The organism is Litorisediminivivens sp. KMU-197 (assembly GCF_056858395.1).
The window spans coordinates 897,417-915,903 of record NZ_JBXEQG010000001.1; the positions used below are offsets into that span (position 1 = coordinate 897,417).

At 65.4% G+C, this 18,487-nt stretch carries 15 protein-coding genes; 13 read left to right on the forward strand and 2 right to left on the reverse strand.

Annotated features, from left to right (window positions below):
• The first annotated feature begins 139 nt into the window (after nt 1-139).
• Nucleotides 140-1,027, forward strand: a complete 888-nt coding sequence (locus AC04PT_RS04310; protein WP_482872289.1) for an SPFH domain-containing protein — start codon at nt 140-142, stop codon at nt 1,025-1,027.
• Complete coding sequence (locus AC04PT_RS04315; RefSeq protein WP_482872290.1) at nt 1,027-1,302, forward strand: NfeD family protein; 276 nt, start codon at nt 1,027-1,029, stop codon at nt 1,300-1,302. Before AC04PT_RS04310 ends, AC04PT_RS04315 begins: the two co-directional genes overlap by 1 nt.
• A 23-nt stretch (nt 1,303-1,325) precedes the next feature.
• On the opposite strand, the gene AC04PT_RS04320 is transcribed toward AC04PT_RS04315, so the two are convergent.
• Entirely contained in the window at nt 1,326-1,631 is a 306-nt protein-coding gene (locus AC04PT_RS04320; RefSeq protein ID WP_482872291.1) for a DUF1330 domain-containing protein, read from the reverse strand.
• A gap of 196 nt (nt 1,632-1,827) precedes the next feature.
• On the opposite strand from AC04PT_RS04320, the gene AC04PT_RS04325 reads away from it, so the two are divergent.
• Both AC04PT_RS04325 and AC04PT_RS04330 read left to right on the forward strand, forming a co-directional pair.
• Nucleotides 1,828-2,190, forward strand: a complete 363-nt coding sequence (locus AC04PT_RS04325) for an SUF system Fe-S cluster assembly protein (RefSeq protein WP_482872292.1) — start codon at nt 1,828-1,830, stop codon at nt 2,188-2,190.
• A gap of 73 nt (nt 2,191-2,263) precedes the next feature.
• Nucleotides 2,264-2,659, forward strand: coding sequence for a HesB/IscA family protein (locus tag AC04PT_RS04330; RefSeq protein ID WP_482872293.1), 396 nt, complete (start codon nt 2,264-2,266; stop codon nt 2,657-2,659).
• Nucleotides 2,660-2,752: 93 nt separating this feature from the next.
• Here AC04PT_RS04330 and AC04PT_RS04335 read toward each other — a convergent pair whose 3' ends face one another.
• On the reverse strand, nt 2,753-3,667 hold the full coding sequence (locus tag AC04PT_RS04335) for an isopenicillin N synthase family dioxygenase (protein ID WP_482872294.1): 915 nt from the start codon (nt 3,665-3,667) through the stop codon (nt 2,753-2,755).
• 114 nt (nt 3,668-3,781) lie between these two features.
• Here AC04PT_RS04335 and tpiA point away from each other — a divergent pair, with 114 nt between their 5' ends.
• The 9 genes from tpiA (at nt 3,782) to AC04PT_RS04380 (ending at nt 18,468) form a co-directional block, all read left to right on the forward strand.
• Nucleotides 3,782-4,528, forward strand: coding sequence for a triose-phosphate isomerase (gene tpiA / locus AC04PT_RS04340; RefSeq protein WP_482872295.1), 747 nt, complete (start codon nt 3,782-3,784; stop codon nt 4,526-4,528).
• An 11-nt stretch (nt 4,529-4,539) separates the two neighbouring features.
• Nucleotides 4,540-5,184 (forward strand): HD domain-containing protein, encoded by a 645-nt coding sequence (locus AC04PT_RS04345; protein ID WP_482872296.1) that lies wholly within the window; start codon nt 4,540-4,542, stop codon nt 5,182-5,184.
• Between the two features lie 228 nt (nt 5,185-5,412).
• A complete protein-coding gene (locus tag AC04PT_RS04350) occupies nt 5,413-7,791 on the forward strand; it encodes a glycogen/starch/alpha-glucan phosphorylase (protein WP_482872297.1) in 2,379 nt (792 codons plus the stop codon).
• Nucleotides 7,788-9,998, forward strand: coding sequence for a 1,4-alpha-glucan branching protein GlgB (gene glgB / locus AC04PT_RS04355; protein ID WP_482872299.1), 2,211 nt, complete (start codon nt 7,788-7,790; stop codon nt 9,996-9,998). The genes AC04PT_RS04350 and glgB overlap by 4 nt, the downstream gene beginning before the upstream one ends.
• 48 nt (nt 9,999-10,046) lie before the next feature.
• Nucleotides 10,047-11,306 (forward strand): glucose-1-phosphate adenylyltransferase, encoded by a 1,260-nt coding sequence (glgC, locus tag AC04PT_RS04360; RefSeq protein WP_482872300.1) that lies wholly within the window; start codon nt 10,047-10,049, stop codon nt 11,304-11,306.
• 1 nt (nt 11,307) lies between these two features.
• On the forward strand, nt 11,308-12,744 hold the full coding sequence (gene glgA / locus AC04PT_RS04365; protein ID WP_482872442.1) for a glycogen synthase GlgA: 1,437 nt from the start codon (nt 11,308-11,310) through the stop codon (nt 12,742-12,744).
• Nucleotides 12,741-14,864, forward strand: coding sequence for a glycogen debranching protein GlgX (gene glgX, locus AC04PT_RS04370; protein ID WP_482872301.1), 2,124 nt, complete (start codon nt 12,741-12,743; stop codon nt 14,862-14,864). The genes glgA and glgX overlap by 4 nt, the downstream gene beginning before the upstream one ends.
• Nucleotides 14,861-16,849: a 4-alpha-glucanotransferase gene (locus AC04PT_RS04375; protein WP_482872302.1), complete on the forward strand. Its 1,989-nt coding sequence runs from the start codon at nt 14,861-14,863 to the stop codon at nt 16,847-16,849. Before glgX ends, AC04PT_RS04375 begins: the two co-directional genes overlap by 4 nt.
• A complete protein-coding gene (locus AC04PT_RS04380) occupies nt 16,837-18,468 on the forward strand; it encodes an alpha-D-glucose phosphate-specific phosphoglucomutase (protein ID WP_482872304.1) in 1,632 nt (543 codons plus the stop codon). The genes AC04PT_RS04375 and AC04PT_RS04380 overlap by 13 nt, the downstream gene beginning before the upstream one ends.
• The last annotated feature ends 19 nt before the right edge of the window (nt 18,469-18,487 follow it).

The window sequence follows — 18,487 nt, forward strand, 5'->3', positions numbered from 1 at the left end:
CCACTCCCGGTCGCGGGCCGCCGCGCGGCCGCCCGCAACAACAGCCTTCCCCGTTGCCCTCCAACCGGTATACTGTCGGAAACATTACCCATTCCCACGGTCAGCCCACATTTCGGGCCCCACAAGAACCGGAGCCTTCATGGAAGACATGATCCTTACCCTTTTGCAGGACAACCTCGTATACCTGCTCGCCGCCGTTTTCCTCATCCTGGTGATCTTCCGCGGTATCAAGATCGTTCCCCAGTCCGAGAAATACGTTGTCGAACGCTTCGGCCGGTTGCACGCCGTGCTCGGCCCCGGCATCAACTTCATCGTGCCCTTTCTCGACCGGGTGGCCCACAAGATCTCGATCCTCGAACGCCAGCTGCCCACCCACAGCCAGGATGCCATCACCTCCGACAACGTGCTGGTGCAGGTCGACACATCGGTCTTCTACCGCATCATCGAGCCCGAAAAGACCGTCTACCGCATCCGTGACATCGACGCCGCGATCGAAACCACGGTGGCCGGCATCGTCCGCGCCGAGATCGGCAAGATGGAGCTCGACCACGTGCAATCCAACCGCGCCGCGCTGATCGAAACCATCAAGCACAGCGTCGAGGACGCGGTCGACGACTGGGGGATCGAGGTCACCCGCGCCGAGATCCTCGACGTCAATCTCGATCAGGCGACCCGCGACGCCATGCTGCAACAGCTTAACGCCGAACGCGAACGCCGCGCCCAGGTCACCAAGGCCGAAGGCGCGAAACGCGCGGTCGAACTGAACGCCGACGCCGAACTTTACGCTGCCGAGCAGACCGCCAAGGCCCGCCGCATTCAGGCCGACGCCGAGGCCTATGCCACCGAAGTCGTGGCGAAGGCCATCGCGGACCACGGCATACAGGCCGCGCAATATCAAGTCGCGCTGAAACAGGTCGAGGCCATGGCCGGGCTCGGCGCCAGCGAGGGCAACCAGACCTTGGTGATCCCGGCGCAGGCGCTCGAAGCCTTCGGCGACGCCTTCAAGCTGCTCCGGGGACAGGGCTGATGTGGGATCTGGTCAGCACCTGGTGGGTCTGGTTCGCCGCCGCGATCGTCTTCGCCATCGCCGAAGTGCTGCTGCCCGGCTTTGTCTTTCTCGGGTTCGCGATCGGCGCGGCGCTGATGGGGCTTGCCATGCTGGGGCCGCTGGCCTGGCTCTCGCCCGCCGTGATCCTGCTGATCTTCGCCGGGCTGTCGCTGGCCGCATGGCTGATCCTGCGCAAGGTCTTCTCGCTGCCCCACGGACAGGTCAAACGCTTCGATCGTGACATCAACGACTAGCCAACGCCGGTCCGGCTTGCCTGTCAACTGACTGCGCTCGCGTCCACCCCGTCGACCAGGATCATGTTGCGCGTCATCGCCTGCGGGTTCACCGCCAGCGCCGGGCCGTATTCCGCCGATCTGTACCAGGCCATGGCATTGTCCCGCGACGGAAATTCGACAATTACCATCGTTTGCGGATCCCATCCGCCTTCAAGAACCGAAACACCACCCGCCTGTGCCAGATAACGGCCGCCGTATTGCTCCACGGTGTCACGGGCGAGTCCGAGATATTCCGAAAGCTTGTCGCGATCCTTGACCACGACATCGCAGATCAGGAAAACGCTCATGTTACTTTGTCCTCCACGGTGTCTGCCAAGCATGTGCGCACCGTTGGGCAAGTCAACCTTGCGCCGGTGTGCAACGCTCCGCAGGCCCTGTGCGCCGACCCCGCCGCAGCGTATCTGACGACCTAGGCCCACCCCCCTCTGGACCCTGCCGCACCTATTCCCTATATGTTTGCTAAGAAATCAAACGAGGCCCCCGATGAATGACGCCACCGCGCCGATGGAAGGCGTGCCGCTGATCAAGCCGTCGAGCACCGAGCACCCGCTCTATGACAAGGTCGTGGAGGCCTGCCGCACGGTCTACGACCCTGAAATTCCTGTGAATATCTATGACCTCGGCCTTGTCTACACGGTCGAGATCGACGCCGAGAACAAGGTCAGGATCATCATGACCCTCACCGCCCCCGGCTGCCCCGTCGCGGGCGAGATGCCGGGCTGGCTGGTCGATGCGGTGCTGCCCGTCGACGGCGTGCAGGACGTCGATGTCGAAATGACCTGGGATCCGCCCTGGGGCATGGACATGATGAGCGACGAAGCCCGCCTTGAACTGGGCTTCATGTAACCCCTCGATGCCGCGCGACCGCTTGTCCGGCGTCGTGCGGATGCCTAGTTAAGGCACGAAGGAGACCAGAGACATGTTCGGCATTCCCGGCAAACAGGCGGTAACCATGACCCCCGCCGCCATCCGCCAGATCGTCAAGCTGATGCAGCGCGACGGCCGCGCCGGTCTGCGCATCGGCGTCAAGAAGGGCGGCTGCGCGGGCATGGAATACACCATGGATTACGTCAACGAGATCGGTGACCACGACGAGGTGGTCGAACAGGACGGCGCCCGCGTCCTGATCGCACCGATGGCGCAGATGTTTCTCTTCGGCACCGAGATCGACTACGAGGTCTCGCTTCTGGAAAGCGGTTTCAAATTCAACAACCCCAACGTCGCCGACGCCTGCGGCTGCGGCGAGTCGATCAAGTTCAAGGATGTCGAGGAGCTGTCCGAGGAATTCCCCGAGGGCGTCCCCAAGCTGAGCTGAACGCGTCCCCATCCCGGCCCCCGCGCCGGGACCTCTCCTCCAGTGCCGGCCAAGAGGCCCCGGATCAGGTCCGGGGCGCGGGTTCTCTCTCCGCTAGGCCTTGTTCTTCAAATGCAGGTACGTCTCGTTGAACCGCTTCGCCAGGTGTTCCCCGGCAAGGATCACCTCGTCCGATCCCGGCGGCGCGACATTGGCGTCGTGATTGGGGTTGAAGAACATCGGCACGGAAATCCGCTCCTGTTCGGACCCTTTCACCCGGTGCGGCGTCGCCACCACCTGCCCTTCGGTCCACATCTCCAGCATCTCGCCGAAGTTGATGACGAAACAACCCGGCTCCGCCTCGACCGGCAGCCAGCCGCCGTCGCGGGTCTGCACCTCCAGCCCCGGCACCCCGTCAGTGGCCAGCAACGTCAGGCAACCGTAATCGGTATGCGCCGCGATGCCGAAGTCCTTCTCCCCGGCCCATGACGGCCGCTCCGGATAGTAGTTGCCCCGCAGCAGCGCCATCGGCCGGGTGAACTTGTCGTCGAAATAGTCCGGCGGCGCGCCGATCGCCCGCGCCACGCCGCGCAAGGTATCCATCGCCACCCCCAGCGCATCCATGTAATAGGCCCGGATCACGCGGTGGAACTCGGGCGGCTGCGCGGGCCACAGGTTGTCGGCATAGACCGGCAACTCCAGCGCGCGCAGCGGATCGCCCGGCTCCAGCGTGTAACCGCAATCGAACACCTGCTTGTAATCCGGATTGGCGTCGGGATCGACCTGCTCGCTTTGCGGCGCGCCCCAGCCGCGGTTGGACCCGGTGCGCGCCATGTCGACGGCGCGTTTCTCGGCCTCCGGCAAGCGAAAGAAGGCGCGGTAGGTCTCGATCACCTCGCGCACGCGGGCCGCATCCAGCGTGGTGCCGGTCAGCGTCAGGAAGCCGATCTCGCGCGCCGCCACCGCCAGCGCCTCCATGGTCAGCGGATCCTGCTGGCGCAGCGAACAGGCATCGATCCTTGGTATCATCGCCGGTCTCCCTTCGCCGCCCGACCTAAATCCCATGGTGCCCAAGTGCAAGCGGGGTTGACCTCGGCCCGTTCCGGGCAATGATGCGCCGACACGCGGGAAAAGGAAGATCACATGCGACGCAAGCTTGCCGCCGGCAACTGGAAGATGAACGGCACCTCGGCGGACCTTGACCGCCTGAAGACGCTGGCCGGCCACAAGGCGGACTGCGAGGTGCTGATCTGCACGCCTGCCACGCTGATCAGCCGCGCCGCCCATGCCGTCTCGGGCAGCCATGTCGCCGTCGGCGGTCAGGATTGCCACGCCGAAACCTCGGGCGCCCACACCGGCGACACCTCGGCCGTGATGCTCAAGGATGCCGGCGCCACCCACGTGATCACGGGCCACTCCGAACGCCGCACCGACCACCACGAACACAACGCCGACGTCCGCGCCAAGACAGAAGCCGCCATCGCCGCCGGTCTGACCACCGTGGTCTGCATCGGCGAAAGCCTCGAGGAACGCGAAACCGGCGCCACGCTCGAAGTGATCGGCACCCAGCTGCAAGGCTCCCTGCCCGACGACGCCCCGTCCGAAACGGTCGTGGCGTACGAGCCGGTCTGGGCGATCGGCACCGGCAAGGTCCCCACCACTGCGCAGATCGGCGAGGTCCACGACTTCATCCGCAACCGTCTGGTCGACCGGTTCGGCGCCGACAAGGGCAACGCCATGCGTCTGCTCTACGGCGGTTCGGTCAAGGCATCGAACGCCGCCGAGATCTTCGCGGTCGGCAATGTCGACGGCGCGCTGGTCGGCGGCGCCAGCCTGAAGCCCGAGGATTTCGGCCCGATCATCGACGCGCTCGACGCCAGCGGAAGCTGACCCGGGGGCTTTTGTACAAAACAGGGGGTGGTTTTGTACAATTTGTACAAAACGCGCCCCGACAGGAGCCAGCCCTGACCGACACCTCCGCCCCCGACCGGCTCGACCGTCTGCTGGCCTTCCTGCAACGCGCCGAACGGCTGAAAGACACTCACCGCTCGGCCCGGACCTCGGACGGCCACCCTGAAAACGTCGCGGCGCACTCATGGTCGCTCTGCCTGCTGGTGCTCCTGCTCGAGGATGACATGCAGGGCGTGGATATCCTGCAGTTGTTGCGGCTCTGCATCGTGCACGATTTGGGCGAGGCGATCTCGGGCGACATCCCGGCGATTCACCAGAACGCCGACACCGATAAGGCCGCGCAGGAGCATGCCGACCTGCTGACGCTCTGCGACGGGCTTCCGAGAGAAGTTCAGGATCGCATCGTAAGCCTCTGGCAAGAATATGAAATCGGTGGCACCGTCGAAGCGCAACTGGCCAAGGGGCTCGACAAGATCGAGACCATGACGCAGCACGTGACCGGCCAACAGGCGCCCGGGTTCGATTACCTCTGGAATCTCGGTTACGGCATTGACCGCACCGACAAGACGCCGCTGCTGCGCGCCCTGCGGGAAAAGGTCGACCGGCTGACACGGGCCCGGGCCAAGGGCGGGTAAAACCTGCGCCGCGGCACCCAACCTCTTGACCCCCATCAGAATTCTACGCGCGACACAAGATGCGTGCCGCCACCTGCGGCCCTTGCCCCCGACGCCCCTCCAAGCCATTCTGAGACCGGCACCCCCGCCTTGAAGGTGTGGCATATTCGCTTAGTTCCGCGTTTGAGGTGGATTTGAAGCAGGTTTAGCGCTAACACCACCGCAACGCAGCGCTGTGAGCAGAGTGACATGAAAGACGAAATCCTCCACCATATCCGTTATTCGCTTGGCAAGGACGCCGAGCATTCCTCGGTCTACGATTGGCGCATTGCGCTGTCGCTTGCCTTGCGCGACCGCATGGTCGACCACTGGTATCGCAGCACGCGCGAAACCTATGACACCGGCGCGCGGCGGGTCTATTACCTGTCGCTGGAGTTCCTGATCGGCCGGTTGGTCGAGGATATGGCCGCCAACCTCGGCCTTGACAAGGAAGCCCGGGAAGCCATTGAAGGTATGGGACAAAACTACGATGAGATCGTCCATGACGAGCCCGACGCCGCGCTCGGCAACGGTGGTCTGGGGCGTCTGGCGGCCTGTTTCATGGACAGCCTGGCGACGCTCGGCATCCCCGCCTACGGCTACGGCATCCGCTACGAGCACGGGCTGTTTGAACAGAAGTTCTCGGACGGCAAGCAGGTCGAGACCGCCGAGACCTGGCTGAGCCAGCGCCACGCCTGGGAATTCGAACGCCCCGAGGTCCGTTATCGCATCCGCTTCGGCGGCCACGTCGATCACCACGAAGGCAAGGCCTACTGGCACCCGTCGGAGACCGTGATCGCCACCGCCTATGACACGCCGGTCATCGGCTGGCAGGGCACCTGGGGCAACACGCTGCGCCTGTGGTCGGCAAAGGCGGCCGGAGCCTTCGATCTGGAAAGCTTCAACCGCGGCGATTACCTTGCCGCCGGCCGGTCCGAGGCGCTTGCCCGGACGATCAGCCGCGTGCTTTATCCCGACGATACGACTGACGCCGGCAAGCAGTTGAGATTGAAGCAGGAATACTTCTTCACCGCAGCCTCGATCATGGACCTGGTGCGGCGTTTCCTGTCCGATCATGACGATATCCGCAAGCTGCCCGATCACGTCGCCATTCAGCTGAACGACACCCACCCCGCCATCGCCGGGCCGGAACTGGTGCGGCAACTGGTGGACGACCACGGCCTGCCGATGGCCGAGTCGATCGAACTGGCCCGCCGCTGCCTTGGTTACACCAACCACACCCTGTTGCCCGAAGCGCTGGAGCGCTGGCACGAGGGGCTGATGGGTTATGTCCTGCCGCGTCACCTTGAAATCATTCGCGCCATCGACGCCGACCAGCAGGAAAAATTCCCCGGCAGCCCCCGCATCATCGACGAGCATCACGTCGGCATGGGCGAACTGGCCTTCGTCATGGCGCACAAGGTCAACGGCGTCTCGGCGCTGCACACCGAACTGGTCAAGGAGACCGTGTTCGAGGAATTCCACAAGATCCACCCGACCCGGATCATCAACCAGACCAACGGCATCACCCCGCGCCGCTGGCTTCACACCTGCAACCAGCCGCTGTCGGACCTGATCACCCGCGAAATCGGCGACGGCTGGGTGGCGGACCTCGAACAGCTGTCACAGCTTAACGACAAGGCCGCCGACAAGGCCTTCCTCACCGAGTTCCGCGAAGCCAAGCGCGTCAACAAGGTGCGGCTGGCGAACTGGATCGGCGAACACTGCGGCGTAGAGATCGACCCCGACGCGATGTTCGACGTGCAGATCAAGCGCATCCACGAATACAAGCGCCAGCTGATGAACATCCTCGAGACCATCGCGCTCTGGAACGAGATCCGCGACAATCCCAAGGGTGACTGGACGCCGCGCGTCAAGATCTTCGGCGGCAAGGCGGCTCCGGGCTATCACGTGGCCAAGCAGATCATTCACCTGATCAACGACGTGGCGATGAAGCTGAACAACGATCCCGTGACCAAGGACCTGCTCAAGGTGGTCTATCCGCCGAACTACAACGTCACCATGGCGGAAAGCCTGATCCCCGCGTCGGATCTCAGCGAGCAGATCTCGACCGCGGGCAAGGAAGCGTCGGGCACCGGCAACATGAAGTTTGCCCTGAACGGCGCGCTGACCATCGGCACGCTCGACGGCGCCAACGTGGAAATCCGCGAACATGTGGGATCGGAGAACTTCTTCCTCTTCGGCCTGACCGCGCAGGAGGTGCAGGAGCGCCGCCGTGAACATGGTTTCGCCCGCGCCGCGATCGAGGCCAGCCCGCGGCTATCCCGCGTACTTGGCCAGATCGTGGACGGCGTGTTTTCGCCCGAGGAAGCCACGCGTTATCATGAGCTTGTCGGCAATCTCTACGATCACGACTACTTTCTCGTGACCTGCGATTTCGACAGCTATTTCGACGCGCAGCGCCGTGTGGACGTGGCCTATCGCAACAAGACGGGCTGGTCGGCGATGGCGCTGAAGAACACGGCCAACATGGGCTGGTTCTCGTCCGACCGGACGATCCGCGGCTATGCGCGCGATATCTGGCACGCAACCCCGGCGGACATCGGCGGACTGGAGAAATCTGCATGAGCGACACCCCCCTGATCCATCCCGATGAAGCGGCCGCGCTGGCCTCTGGCGGCCACGGCAACCCGTTCGCGGTGCTTGGCCTGCACGACCACGACGGCAAACTGGTGATCCGCGCGCTCAGGCCCGAGGCCGACAGGGTCGAGATGCTGGACGCCAAGACCGGCAAGCCGGTGGTCGAGCTTCACCGGGCGGACGGGGGGGATGGCGTCTTTGCGGCGGTTGTCCCGCGGCGCAAGAGCCGTTTCGACTATCGCCTGCGGATGACGCGAGGCAGTGACACCTGGACCGAAGCCGATCCCTACGGCTTCGGTCCGGTGATGGGCGAGTTGGATGAATACCTGCTGGGCGAAGGTACCCACGGCTATATCTGGCGCGCTCTTGGTGCCCATGTGATGACCCACGGCGGCGTCGACGGAACGCATTTCGCGGTTTGGGCACCGAACGCCAAGCGCGTCTCGGTTGTGGGCGATTTCAATTCCTGGGACGGGCGGCGCGGCATGATGCGGCGGCGCGGTGCGACCGGCGTGCACGAGATCTTCATGCCCGGTGTCGGAGACGGCACGGCCTACAAGTACGAGGTCCTCGATGCCGGCGGGCAGATGCTGCCGCTGAAGGCCGATCCGGTGGGCTTCGGGGCCGAGGTGCCTCCGGCGACCGCATCGGTCGTGCGGGACCTGAGCAATTACGAGTGGAACGACGGCGACTGGATGTCCAGGCGCGGTCGCGAGCACAAGATCGACCGACCGATCAGTGTCTACGAGGTGCACCTCGAGAGCTGGCGGCGGGTGCCCGAGCACGAAGGCCGCTCGCTGACCTATCGCGAGATGGCAGACGAGCTGGTGACCTATGCCACCGACATGGGCTTCACCCATATCGAGACGACCCCGATCAGCGAATATCCCTTCGGCGGCTCCTGGGGGTATCAGCCCGTGGGGCTGTTCGCGCCGACTTCGCGCTTCGGAACGCCGGATGATTTCCGCTATTTCATCGACGCCTGCCACCAGGCGGGCCTCGGCGTCATCATCGACTGGGTGCCGGGCCACTTCCCGACCGACCAGCACGGGCTGGGTCGCTTCGACGGCACGGCGCTTTACGAGCATGCCGATCCGAAAGAGGGCTACCACCCGGACTGGAACACTCTGGTCTACAACTACGGCCGCAACGAGGTCGCCAACTACCTGATCGCCAACGCGAAATTCTGGGTGCAGGAGTATCACATCGACGGGCTGCGCGTGGATGCCGTGGCCTCGATGCTCTATCGCGATTACAGCCGTAAGGATGGGGAATGGGTGCCCAACATCCACGGCGGGCGCGAGAACCTCGAAGCCATCGCCTTCATGCAGCGCATGAACGAGGCGGTCTATGGCGACAGCCCCGACATCATGACCATCGCCGAGGAAAGCACGGCCTTCCCCGGCGTCTCGGCCCCCACCGACACCGGCGGGCTTGGCTTCGGGTTCAAGTGGAACATGGGCTGGATGAACGACACCCTGCGTTACATGCAGGAAGACCCGGTGCACCGGAAGTACCACCACGACAAGATGACTTTCGGGCTGCACTATGCGTTCTCGGAGAACTTCGTGCTTCCGCTGAGCCATGACGAGGTGGTGCACGGCAAGGGCTCGATCCTCGACCGGATGCCGGGCGACGAGTGGCAGCGCTTTGCCAACCTGCGGGCCTATTATGGATTCATGTGGGGCCACCCGGGCAAAAAGCTGCAATTCATGGGCAACGAGATCGCCCAGTGGACCGAGTGGAACAACGAGACCAGCATCGACTGGCATCTGCTGGATTACGCGCCGCACAGGGGCGTGCAGTCGCTGATCCGCGACCTGAACAAGCTCTACCGCGCGACCCCTGCCCTTTATGAGTTGGACAGCAAGGCCGAGGGCTTCCGCTGGATCGACGGCGGCAATGCCGAGGAATCGATCTTCTCGTGGGTGCGGCAGGGCAAGGACGGCAGCGCCCCGGTGCTGGTGGTGTGCAACTTCACGCCGGTGACGCGGACGGGATACCGGATCGGCGTGCCCGAGGCCGGCATCTGGGAAGAGGCTCTGAACACCGACGCCGAAGTCTATGGCGGCAGCGGACAGACCAACGCCGGCACGCTCGGCACCACGGACCAGGCGGCACATGGCTGTGCGCAATCGCTGGACCTGACGGTGCCACCGCTGGGGGCGATGTTCCTGCGATACAAAGGCACCTGACAGGACCGAATTGGCCCAATCATATTTCGATCAAAGGGGGAGGACCCGATGGCAGACGCACGACACGAACTTGCGCAACAGACGATGGCCTATGTGCTGGCCGGGGGGCGCGGCAGCCGGCTGAAGGAAATGACCGATATCCGCGCCAAGCCGGCGGTTTTCTTCGGCGGCAAGACGCGGATCATCGACTTCGCCCTGTCGAATGCCGTCAACTCGGGCATCCGCCGGATCGGGGTTGCGACGCAGTACCGCGCGCACAGCCTGATCCGTCACCTGCAACGCGGCTGGTCGTTCTTCCGCGCCGAGCGCAACGAGAGCCTCGACATCCTGCCCGCCTCGCAGCAAATGGGCGAGGACAACTGGTACAAGGGCACCGCGGACGCGGTGACGCAGAACATCAACGTGCTGCGCGGCTACGGTCCGAAGTACATCCTCGTGCTGGCGGGCGATCATATCTACAAGCAGGACTATTCGCTGATGATCGAGCAGCACGTGAAGACCGGCGCCAAGGTGACGGTCGGCTGCATCGAGGTGCCCCGCGAAGAGGCCAAGGCCTTCGGCGTGATGGGCGTGGACGACAGCGACAAGATCCTCGAGTTCGTAGAGAAGCCCGACAATCCGCCCGCCATGCCCGGTGACGAGACCCGCGCGCTGGCCAGCATGGGGATCTACGTCTTCGAGGCCGAGTACCTTTACGGTCTGCTGGAGAAGGACAACGACGACCCCAATTCCAGCCACGACTTCGGCAATGACATCATCCCCGGCATCGTCGCCGAAGGCGGCGCCTATGCCCATCCCTTCGGGCGCTCCTGCGTCATGTCCGGGCTGGAGGACACGCCCTATTGGCGCGACGTGGGGACAATCGACGCCTACTGGCAAGCCAACATCGATCTGACCGACTTCAAGCCCGAGCTCGACCTCTATACCCACGACTGGCCGATCTGGACCTATTCGGAACTGACGCCCCCCGCAAAGTTCATTCACAACGAGGAAGGCCGGCGCGGCTCTGCCACGTCGTCCATGGTGTCGGGCGGCTGCATCATCTCCGGATCGAAGCTGCACCGCTGCCTGCTGTTTACCGGCGTGCGGACGCATTCCTTTGCCGAACTGGAGGGCGTCGTGGTGCTGCCCTATGCCGACATCGGGCGCAACGCCAAGCTGAAGAACTGCGTGGTCGACCGCGGCGTGAAGATCCCCGACGGGTTGGTCGTCGGCGAGGACGCGGAGGCCGATGCCCGGCGCTTCCGCCGGACCGAGAACGGGATCTGCCTGATTACCCAGGCGATGATCGACAAGCTGGATGGCTGACATGAACGTGCTCATGGTCACTTCGGAATGCGCGCCCTTCATCAAGACCGGCGGGCTGGCCGACGTGGCTGGCGCGCTTCCGGGCGCGCTGAAGCCGCTGGGCATTTACGTCAAGACGGTGTTGCCGGCCTATCCGTCGCTGATGCCATTGGTGGCCAAAGGCACGGAGGTCGCCACCTTCGGCGACCTTCCCGGCGGCGCGGGCCGGCTGGTCGAGGTCAAGGCGGAGGGCATCACGCTTCTGCTGCTTGACGCGCCGCAGCTGTTCGACCGCCCCGGCAGGCCCTATTCCGATCCGCAGGGCCGCGACTGGGAGGACAACCACCGCCGCTTCGCTTCGCTGGCGCAGGCGGCGGCACGGATCAGCTTCGAGGGTTGCGACGGCTGGAAGCCCGATGTTGTCCACGCCCATGACTGGCAGGCCGGGCTGACCCCGGTATACCTGAAGCAGGCGGGTGTGCCTGTGCCCAAGACCGTGATGACCATCCACAACATCGCCTTTCAGGGCCGCTTCGCCGCCCACGAGGGCGAGCAGCTTGGCCTGCGCTGGGACTGGTTCACGCCGGAAGGCATGGAGTATCACGGGGACATCTCGTTTCTGAAATCGGGTCTGGTCTATGCCGACCGCATCACCACGGTCAGCCCGACCTATGCGCGCGAGATCCTGACGCCGCGCTTCGGCATGGGGCTGGACGGCGTGTTGCAGGCGCGCTCCGGTGCCCTGTCGGGCATCCTGAACGGCATCGACACCGGCGTCTGGGATCCGGGATCGGACGCGGCGCTGGCGCGGACCTACACCGCCGACACGCTGGAGCGGAAGGCCGCAAACCGCGTCGCCATCTGCGACCGGCTGGGGCTGGACCCGGGCCATGACGGTCCGCTGTTCTGCGTGGTCAGCCGGTTGACCGAGCAAAAGGGGCTCGATGCCTTGGCCGGGGCCATTCCGCATCTGGTTGCGGGTGGCGGGCAACTGGCGGTGCTGGGCTCGGGCGCGCCGGATTTGGAGGCGGCCTTTAGCGAGGCGGCCGCCCACCATCCCGGCAAGGTCGGCACCTACATCGGCTATGACGAGGCGTTTTCGCACCTTCTGCAAGGCGGTTCCGACGCCATCCTGATTCCTTCGCGGTTCGAACCTTGCGGGCTGACCCAGCTTTACGGGCTGCGCTATGGCACGGTTCCGGTGGTGGCCCGCACCGGCGGGCTTGCCGACACGGTGATCGAGGCCAATGTCGCGGCGCTGCGGGCCGGTGTCGGCACCGGGTTCCTGTTCGACGACGTCAGCGTGGCGGGTGTCGAAGAGGTGCTGGACCGCGCCTTCCGGGTGTGGAACAGCGGCGGCTGGCCGGCGCTGCAACAGGCGGCTATGGCACAGGAGGTCGGCTGGGACATCTCGGCGCGGGCCTATGCCGACATGTACGAAGGAGTCGTTGCGGAATGAACAGCGTCGCGCCCATGACGGCAGAAATCCGGTCAGGACGGCCGTACCGGCTGGGCGCGCATTACGACGGCAGCGGCACCAACTTCGCGGTATTCTCCGAGAACGCGTCGAAGGTGACGCTTTGCCTGTTCTCGTCGGACGGCAAGCAGGAAGAACACCGCATCGACCTGCCCGAGCGCACCGGCGCGATCTGGCACGGCTATGTTCCGGGGCTGAAGCCGGGGGCGCTTTACGGCTACCGGGTGGACGGGCCCTATGATCCGCACCGGGGACACCGGTTCAACAAGCACAAGCTGCTGATGGATCCCTACACACGCGAGCTGTCGGGGGAATTCACCGATCACCCCGCCACCTACGGCTATGAGTTGGAGACCGGCGACGACCTGACGTTCAGCACCGCCGACAGCGCGCCGCATGTGCCGAAATCCGTTGTCTCGGATCCGAAGAACTTCGCATCGAACGCCACGCCGCTGGGCCGCAGCGTCTATGACGGGCCGATCTACGAGGCGCACGCCAAGGGGGCCACCATGCTGCATCCGGAGGTGCCGGAGAAGCTGCGCGGGAGCTATGACGGGCTGGCCTCGGAGGCGATGCTGGACCACCTGACACGGATGAACGTGAACGCGATCGAGCTGCTGCCAGTGCATGCGCTGAAATCCGAGCCGATGCTGCGCGCCAAGGGGCTGGTGAACTACTGGGGTTACAACACCATCGGGTTTTTCGCGCCCGAACCTCGCTATTTCGGGCCCGAGGGCGTGCACGGTTTCCGCAAGATGGTCGAGCGCTTCCACGCGGCGGGCATCGAGGTGATCCTCGACGTGGTCTACAACCACTCCGCCGAGGGCGATCACCTTGGCCCGACGCTGTGCTATCGCGGGCTGGACAACGCCGCCTATTACCGGCTGCTCGACGGACAGGCGCGTTACAACGTCAACGATACCGGCTGCGGCAACACGCTGGATGCGAGCCACCCGTTTGTGCTGCGGATGATCATGGACTCGTTGCGCTTCTGGGTGCAGACAATGGGCGTCGACGGTTTCCGTTTCGATCTGGCGACCACGCTCTGCCGGGGCTGGCAGGGCTTCGAGGGGCACGGATCGTTCCTGACGGCGCTGCGGCAGGACCCGGTGCTGTCGAGCATCAAGATGATCGCCGAGCCCTGGGACATCGGGCCCGGCGGCTATCAGTTGGGAAGCTTCCCGCCGATCTTTTCGGAATGGAACGACCGCTACCGCGACACCGTGCGGCGGTTCTGGCGCGGCGACGGACACAGCGCGCAGGATCTGGGCTCGGCGCTTCTGGGATCGGCCGACATGTTCGACCGGCGGGGCCGCCGGGCGTGGTCATCGGTGAACTTCGTCGCCGCGCATGACGGCTTCACCCTCGCCGACACCACCGCCTATGTCGAGCGGCACAACGAGGCCAATGGCGAGGGTAACCGCGACGGTCACCACGCCAACCATTCCGACAACTTCGGCGTCGAGGGCGAGACCCGCGCGCCGATGATCGTCGCCGCCCGCAAGCAACGCCAGCGCAACATGCTGGCGACGGTTCTGCTGTCGCAGGGCACACCGATGATCCTTGCCGGTGACGAGGGCGGGCACAGCCAGGGCGGCAACAACAACGCCTATTGCCAGGACAACGCCACCACGTGGATTGACTGGGCGACGTTGGACGAAGAGCAAATCGGCTTTACCGCCGCGCTGGCGCGGTTTCGCCGCGATCACCCGGTGGTTCGGCAAAGCTGTTTCCTGCACGGCGCGGTGCGCGACAACGACGGCCAGAAGGACGTGGAGTGGCGGGATTTCGACGGCAGTGCGCTGAATTGGCGCGATCCGGGCCTGTCGAGCCTCTGCCTCGTACTGCGCGGCTGCGCCGAGAACCCGCGCGGGCTGGCCTCGGACGACACCGTGCTGCTGGCGCTGAACCGCGAGGCCCGGACCGAAGTGCTGGTGCTGCCCGATCCCGGTGACCGGCAATGGGTGCGCAAGATCGACACCTCGGTGGGCGAGCAGGTCGACGTGGGGATGGACGTCCGCCGCACCCGCGTCGCGGCACAGTCGCTGGCGGCCTTCGTCCTGGCCGACAGGGAGGCCCGTCCCGAGGAGGCCGAGGCATGAGCGCCGATGCAGCTCTGCGACGGCTGGCACAGGCGCACGGCGTGCATCTGGATTTCCACGATCTGACCGGCCAGCGCAAGGAAACGCCGCCGCCGACCCTGCGGGCGCTGCTGGGCGCGCTGGGGGTGGATGCAGCATCAGACGCCGCCGTCGCCGAAGCGCTGTCGCGGGAGACGGCCCAAGGACAGGCCCGCCGCCTGCCGGGGGAGATCATCCTGCGGGCCGGAGAGCCGGTGGACCTGCCGCTATCGGACGGCTGCGACTGGACGCTGGAGAGCGAGGCCGGGGCCGAGGTACGGTCTGGCAAGGCCGGCGACAGTCTCGGCCTGCCGGGGCTTGAGGTGGGGTATTACCAACTGCACCTGTCCGGACGCGGCTGGCAGGAGACGAGCTTCGTCATGGTCCGCCCGCCGCATGCGCCGCGGCTGACCGAGGCCACCGGCCACCCGCGCAGCTGGGGCGTGACGGCGGCGCTTTACGGGATGCGGTCGGACCGGAACGGCGGGTTGGGCAATTATGCTGATCTTGCAACCGCTGCGGTGGCACTGGCGGGGCACGGCGCGCAATTTCTGGGCATCAATCCGGTGCATGCGCTGGGCTGGTCGGCCGAGGACACCATCAGCCCCTACTCGCCCACGCATCGCGGGTTCTTCAACACCGATCACATCGTCACCGCGGACGGCCTGGGCCCCGCCCCCGCCACCGACCTGATCGATTACGGGGCTTTCCGCAATCGTCACCGCGCGGCGCTGGAGGCCGAATTCGCGGCCTCGAAGCACGCCGCGGGCTACAAGGCCTTCTGCCGCGACGCCGGGCCATCGCTGGACGATTTTGCGCAGTTCGAGGCGCTGGCAGAGCACTACGGTCCCGACTGCCGGACATGGCCCGCCGAGATGCAGGCCCCCGGCCCGGATGCGAAACGCGCCGCTGGCAATTGCGCCGGGTTTCACCGTTGGCTGCAATACCGCGCCGAGACGCAGATCGACGCGGCCCAGCAGGCGGCGGTGCAGGCGGGGATGCCTCTGGGGCTCTACCTCGATCTTGCCGTGGGGTCGCGTCCCGGCGGGGCCGAGGCGTGGATGCACGGCGACACCATCGCGCGGGGCGTCACCATCGGCGCGCCGCCGGATCAGCTGAGTCCCGAGGGCCAGTCCTGGGACCTTGTCGCCCACGCGCCCGAACGGCTGGCGGCGGCGCGTTACGCCCCGATCAGGGCCATGCTGCGCAAGCTGATGCGCAAATGCGGATTGATCCGCATCGACCATGCGCTGGGACTGATGCGCAGCTTCTGGCTGCCTGACGACGGCAGCCCCGGTGCCTACATCACGCAACCGTTCGACAGTTTGCTCGCGGTGGTCGCCATCGAGGCGCATCTGGCGGGCTGCGTGGTGGTGGGCGAAGACCTCGGCCTTGTCCCGGCGGGCTTCCGCGAACGGATGAACGCCGCCGGGCTCTATTCCTATGCGGTCTGGCAGTACGAGACCTTCGACGACGGCTGGCTGCGTCCGGCGCGCGACCTGCGGCCCTTCTCTCTTGCCTGTTTCTCGACCCACGACACCCCCACCCTGCGCGGCTTCTGGTATGGCACCGATGTTGAGCTGTGGCGCGAGATGGGCTGGATCGGCGCGGGCGAGGCGATGTCGCGCCACGGCCACCGCGCCCACCAGCGCGCCAGCCTGCGCGAGCATTGCGCCATACCCAGTGACGCAGGGCCCGAGGCGGTCGCGGGTGCGATCCATGACGCGCTGACCCGGTCGCCGGCGGCCATGGTCGCGCTGCAACTGGACGATATCTTCGGCCAGATCGATGCGCCCAACCTGCCTGGCACCATCGACGAACACCCGAACTGGCGCCGCCGCTGCCCGGTGCCGGTCGAGGATTTCGCCGCCGCGCCCGAGATCTCCGAAACCGGCCGGACCATGCAGGCGAGCGACCGCCAATCCAAAGCTACCGAACAGAGAGGATCCGTCAGATGCCCCGAGTAACCCGCTCCATCACCCCCTTCGACGGCCAGAAACCCGGCACCTCCGGTTTACGCAAGAAGACCCGCGTGTTCATGGAGGACGGCTATCTTCAGGCGTTCGTGCAGTCGATCTTCAACGCCATCGGCGGGGCGGACGGCAAGACCTTCGTCGTTGGCGGCGACGGGCGCTATTTCAACGCCGAGGCGATCCAGACCATCCTGCGCATGGCCGCCGCCAACGGCGCTGCGCGGATCATCGTCGGGCAGAACGGGCTGTTGTCGACGCCGGCCGCTTCAAACCTGATCCGTCAACGCGGCACCGACGGCGGGCTGATCCTGTCGGCCAGCCACAACCCCGGCGGCATCGACGAGGACTTCGGGCTGAAGTTCAACACCGCCAACGGCGGCCCGGCGCCCGAGAAGGTGACCGAGGCGATGTTCGAAGAGACAAAGAGCCTTTCGGAATATCATACGCTGGAGACCGGGGACGTTGATCTGGGTGAGATCGGCGAGACCAGCGTCGGCGAGATGGCGGTCGAGATCGTCGATCCGGTCGAGGATTACGCGAAGCTGATGGCGCAACTGTTTGATTTCGATGCCATTCGTTCGCTCGTATCTGGCGGCTTCACCGTCAAGTTCGACGCCATGCACGCGGTCACCGGCCCCTATGCGAAACGCATCCTCGAAGGTGAACTGGGTGCGCCCGACGGTACGGTGATGAACGGCGTGCCGCAGGTGGATTTCGGCAAGGGACACCCCGACCCCAACCCGATCTGGGCCAAGCCGCTGGTCGACATGGTGATGGCCGAGGACGGCCCCGACTTTGCCGCTGCCTCGGACGGCGATGGCGATCGCAACATGATCCTGGGCCGCGGCATCTATGTCACGCCGTCGGACAGCCTTGCCGTTCTGGCCGCCAACGCCCACCTCGCGCCGGGGTACGAAAAGGGGCTGGCCGGGGTGGCACGGTCGATGCCCACCAGCCAGGCCGCCGACCGCGTGGCCGAAAAGCTGGGGATCGAATGCTTTGAGACCCCCACCGGCTGGAAGTTCTTCGGCAACCTGCTGGACGCGGGCCGCGCCACGCTCTGCGGAGAGGAAAGCGCCGGCACTGGGTCGGACCACGTGCGCGAGAAGGACGGGCTCTGGGCGGTGCTGCTGTGGCTGAACATCCTTGCGGAACGCAAGCTGTCGGTGAAAGAGATCCTGATGGATCACTGGCAGACTTACGGCCGCAACTACTATTCGCGGCATGATTACGAAGCGGTGGATAGCGACACGGCCAATGCGCTGATGGCCGATCTTGAAGCAAAGCTAGGCGATCTGCCGGGGACCGAGTTGCACGGGCTGAATGTGGCCGAAGCCGACCAGTTCGCCTATCACGATCCGGTCGATGGATCGGTCAGCCGCAACCAGGGCATCCGCATCCTCTTCGAGGGCGGTTCGCGCGGGGTGCTGCGGCTGTCGGGGACCGGCACCGAGGGCGCGACGCTGAGGGTCTATCTGGAACGCTACATGCCAGCGGAGGGTGATCTGGAGATCGAGACGCAGGCGGCGTTGAAGGACGTGGCCGCGGCGATCGGCGAGCTAGGCGGATTGCAGGCGCGCACCGGGCGGACGAAGCCCGACGTGATGACCTGACGGAACCTCGTAGGATGGG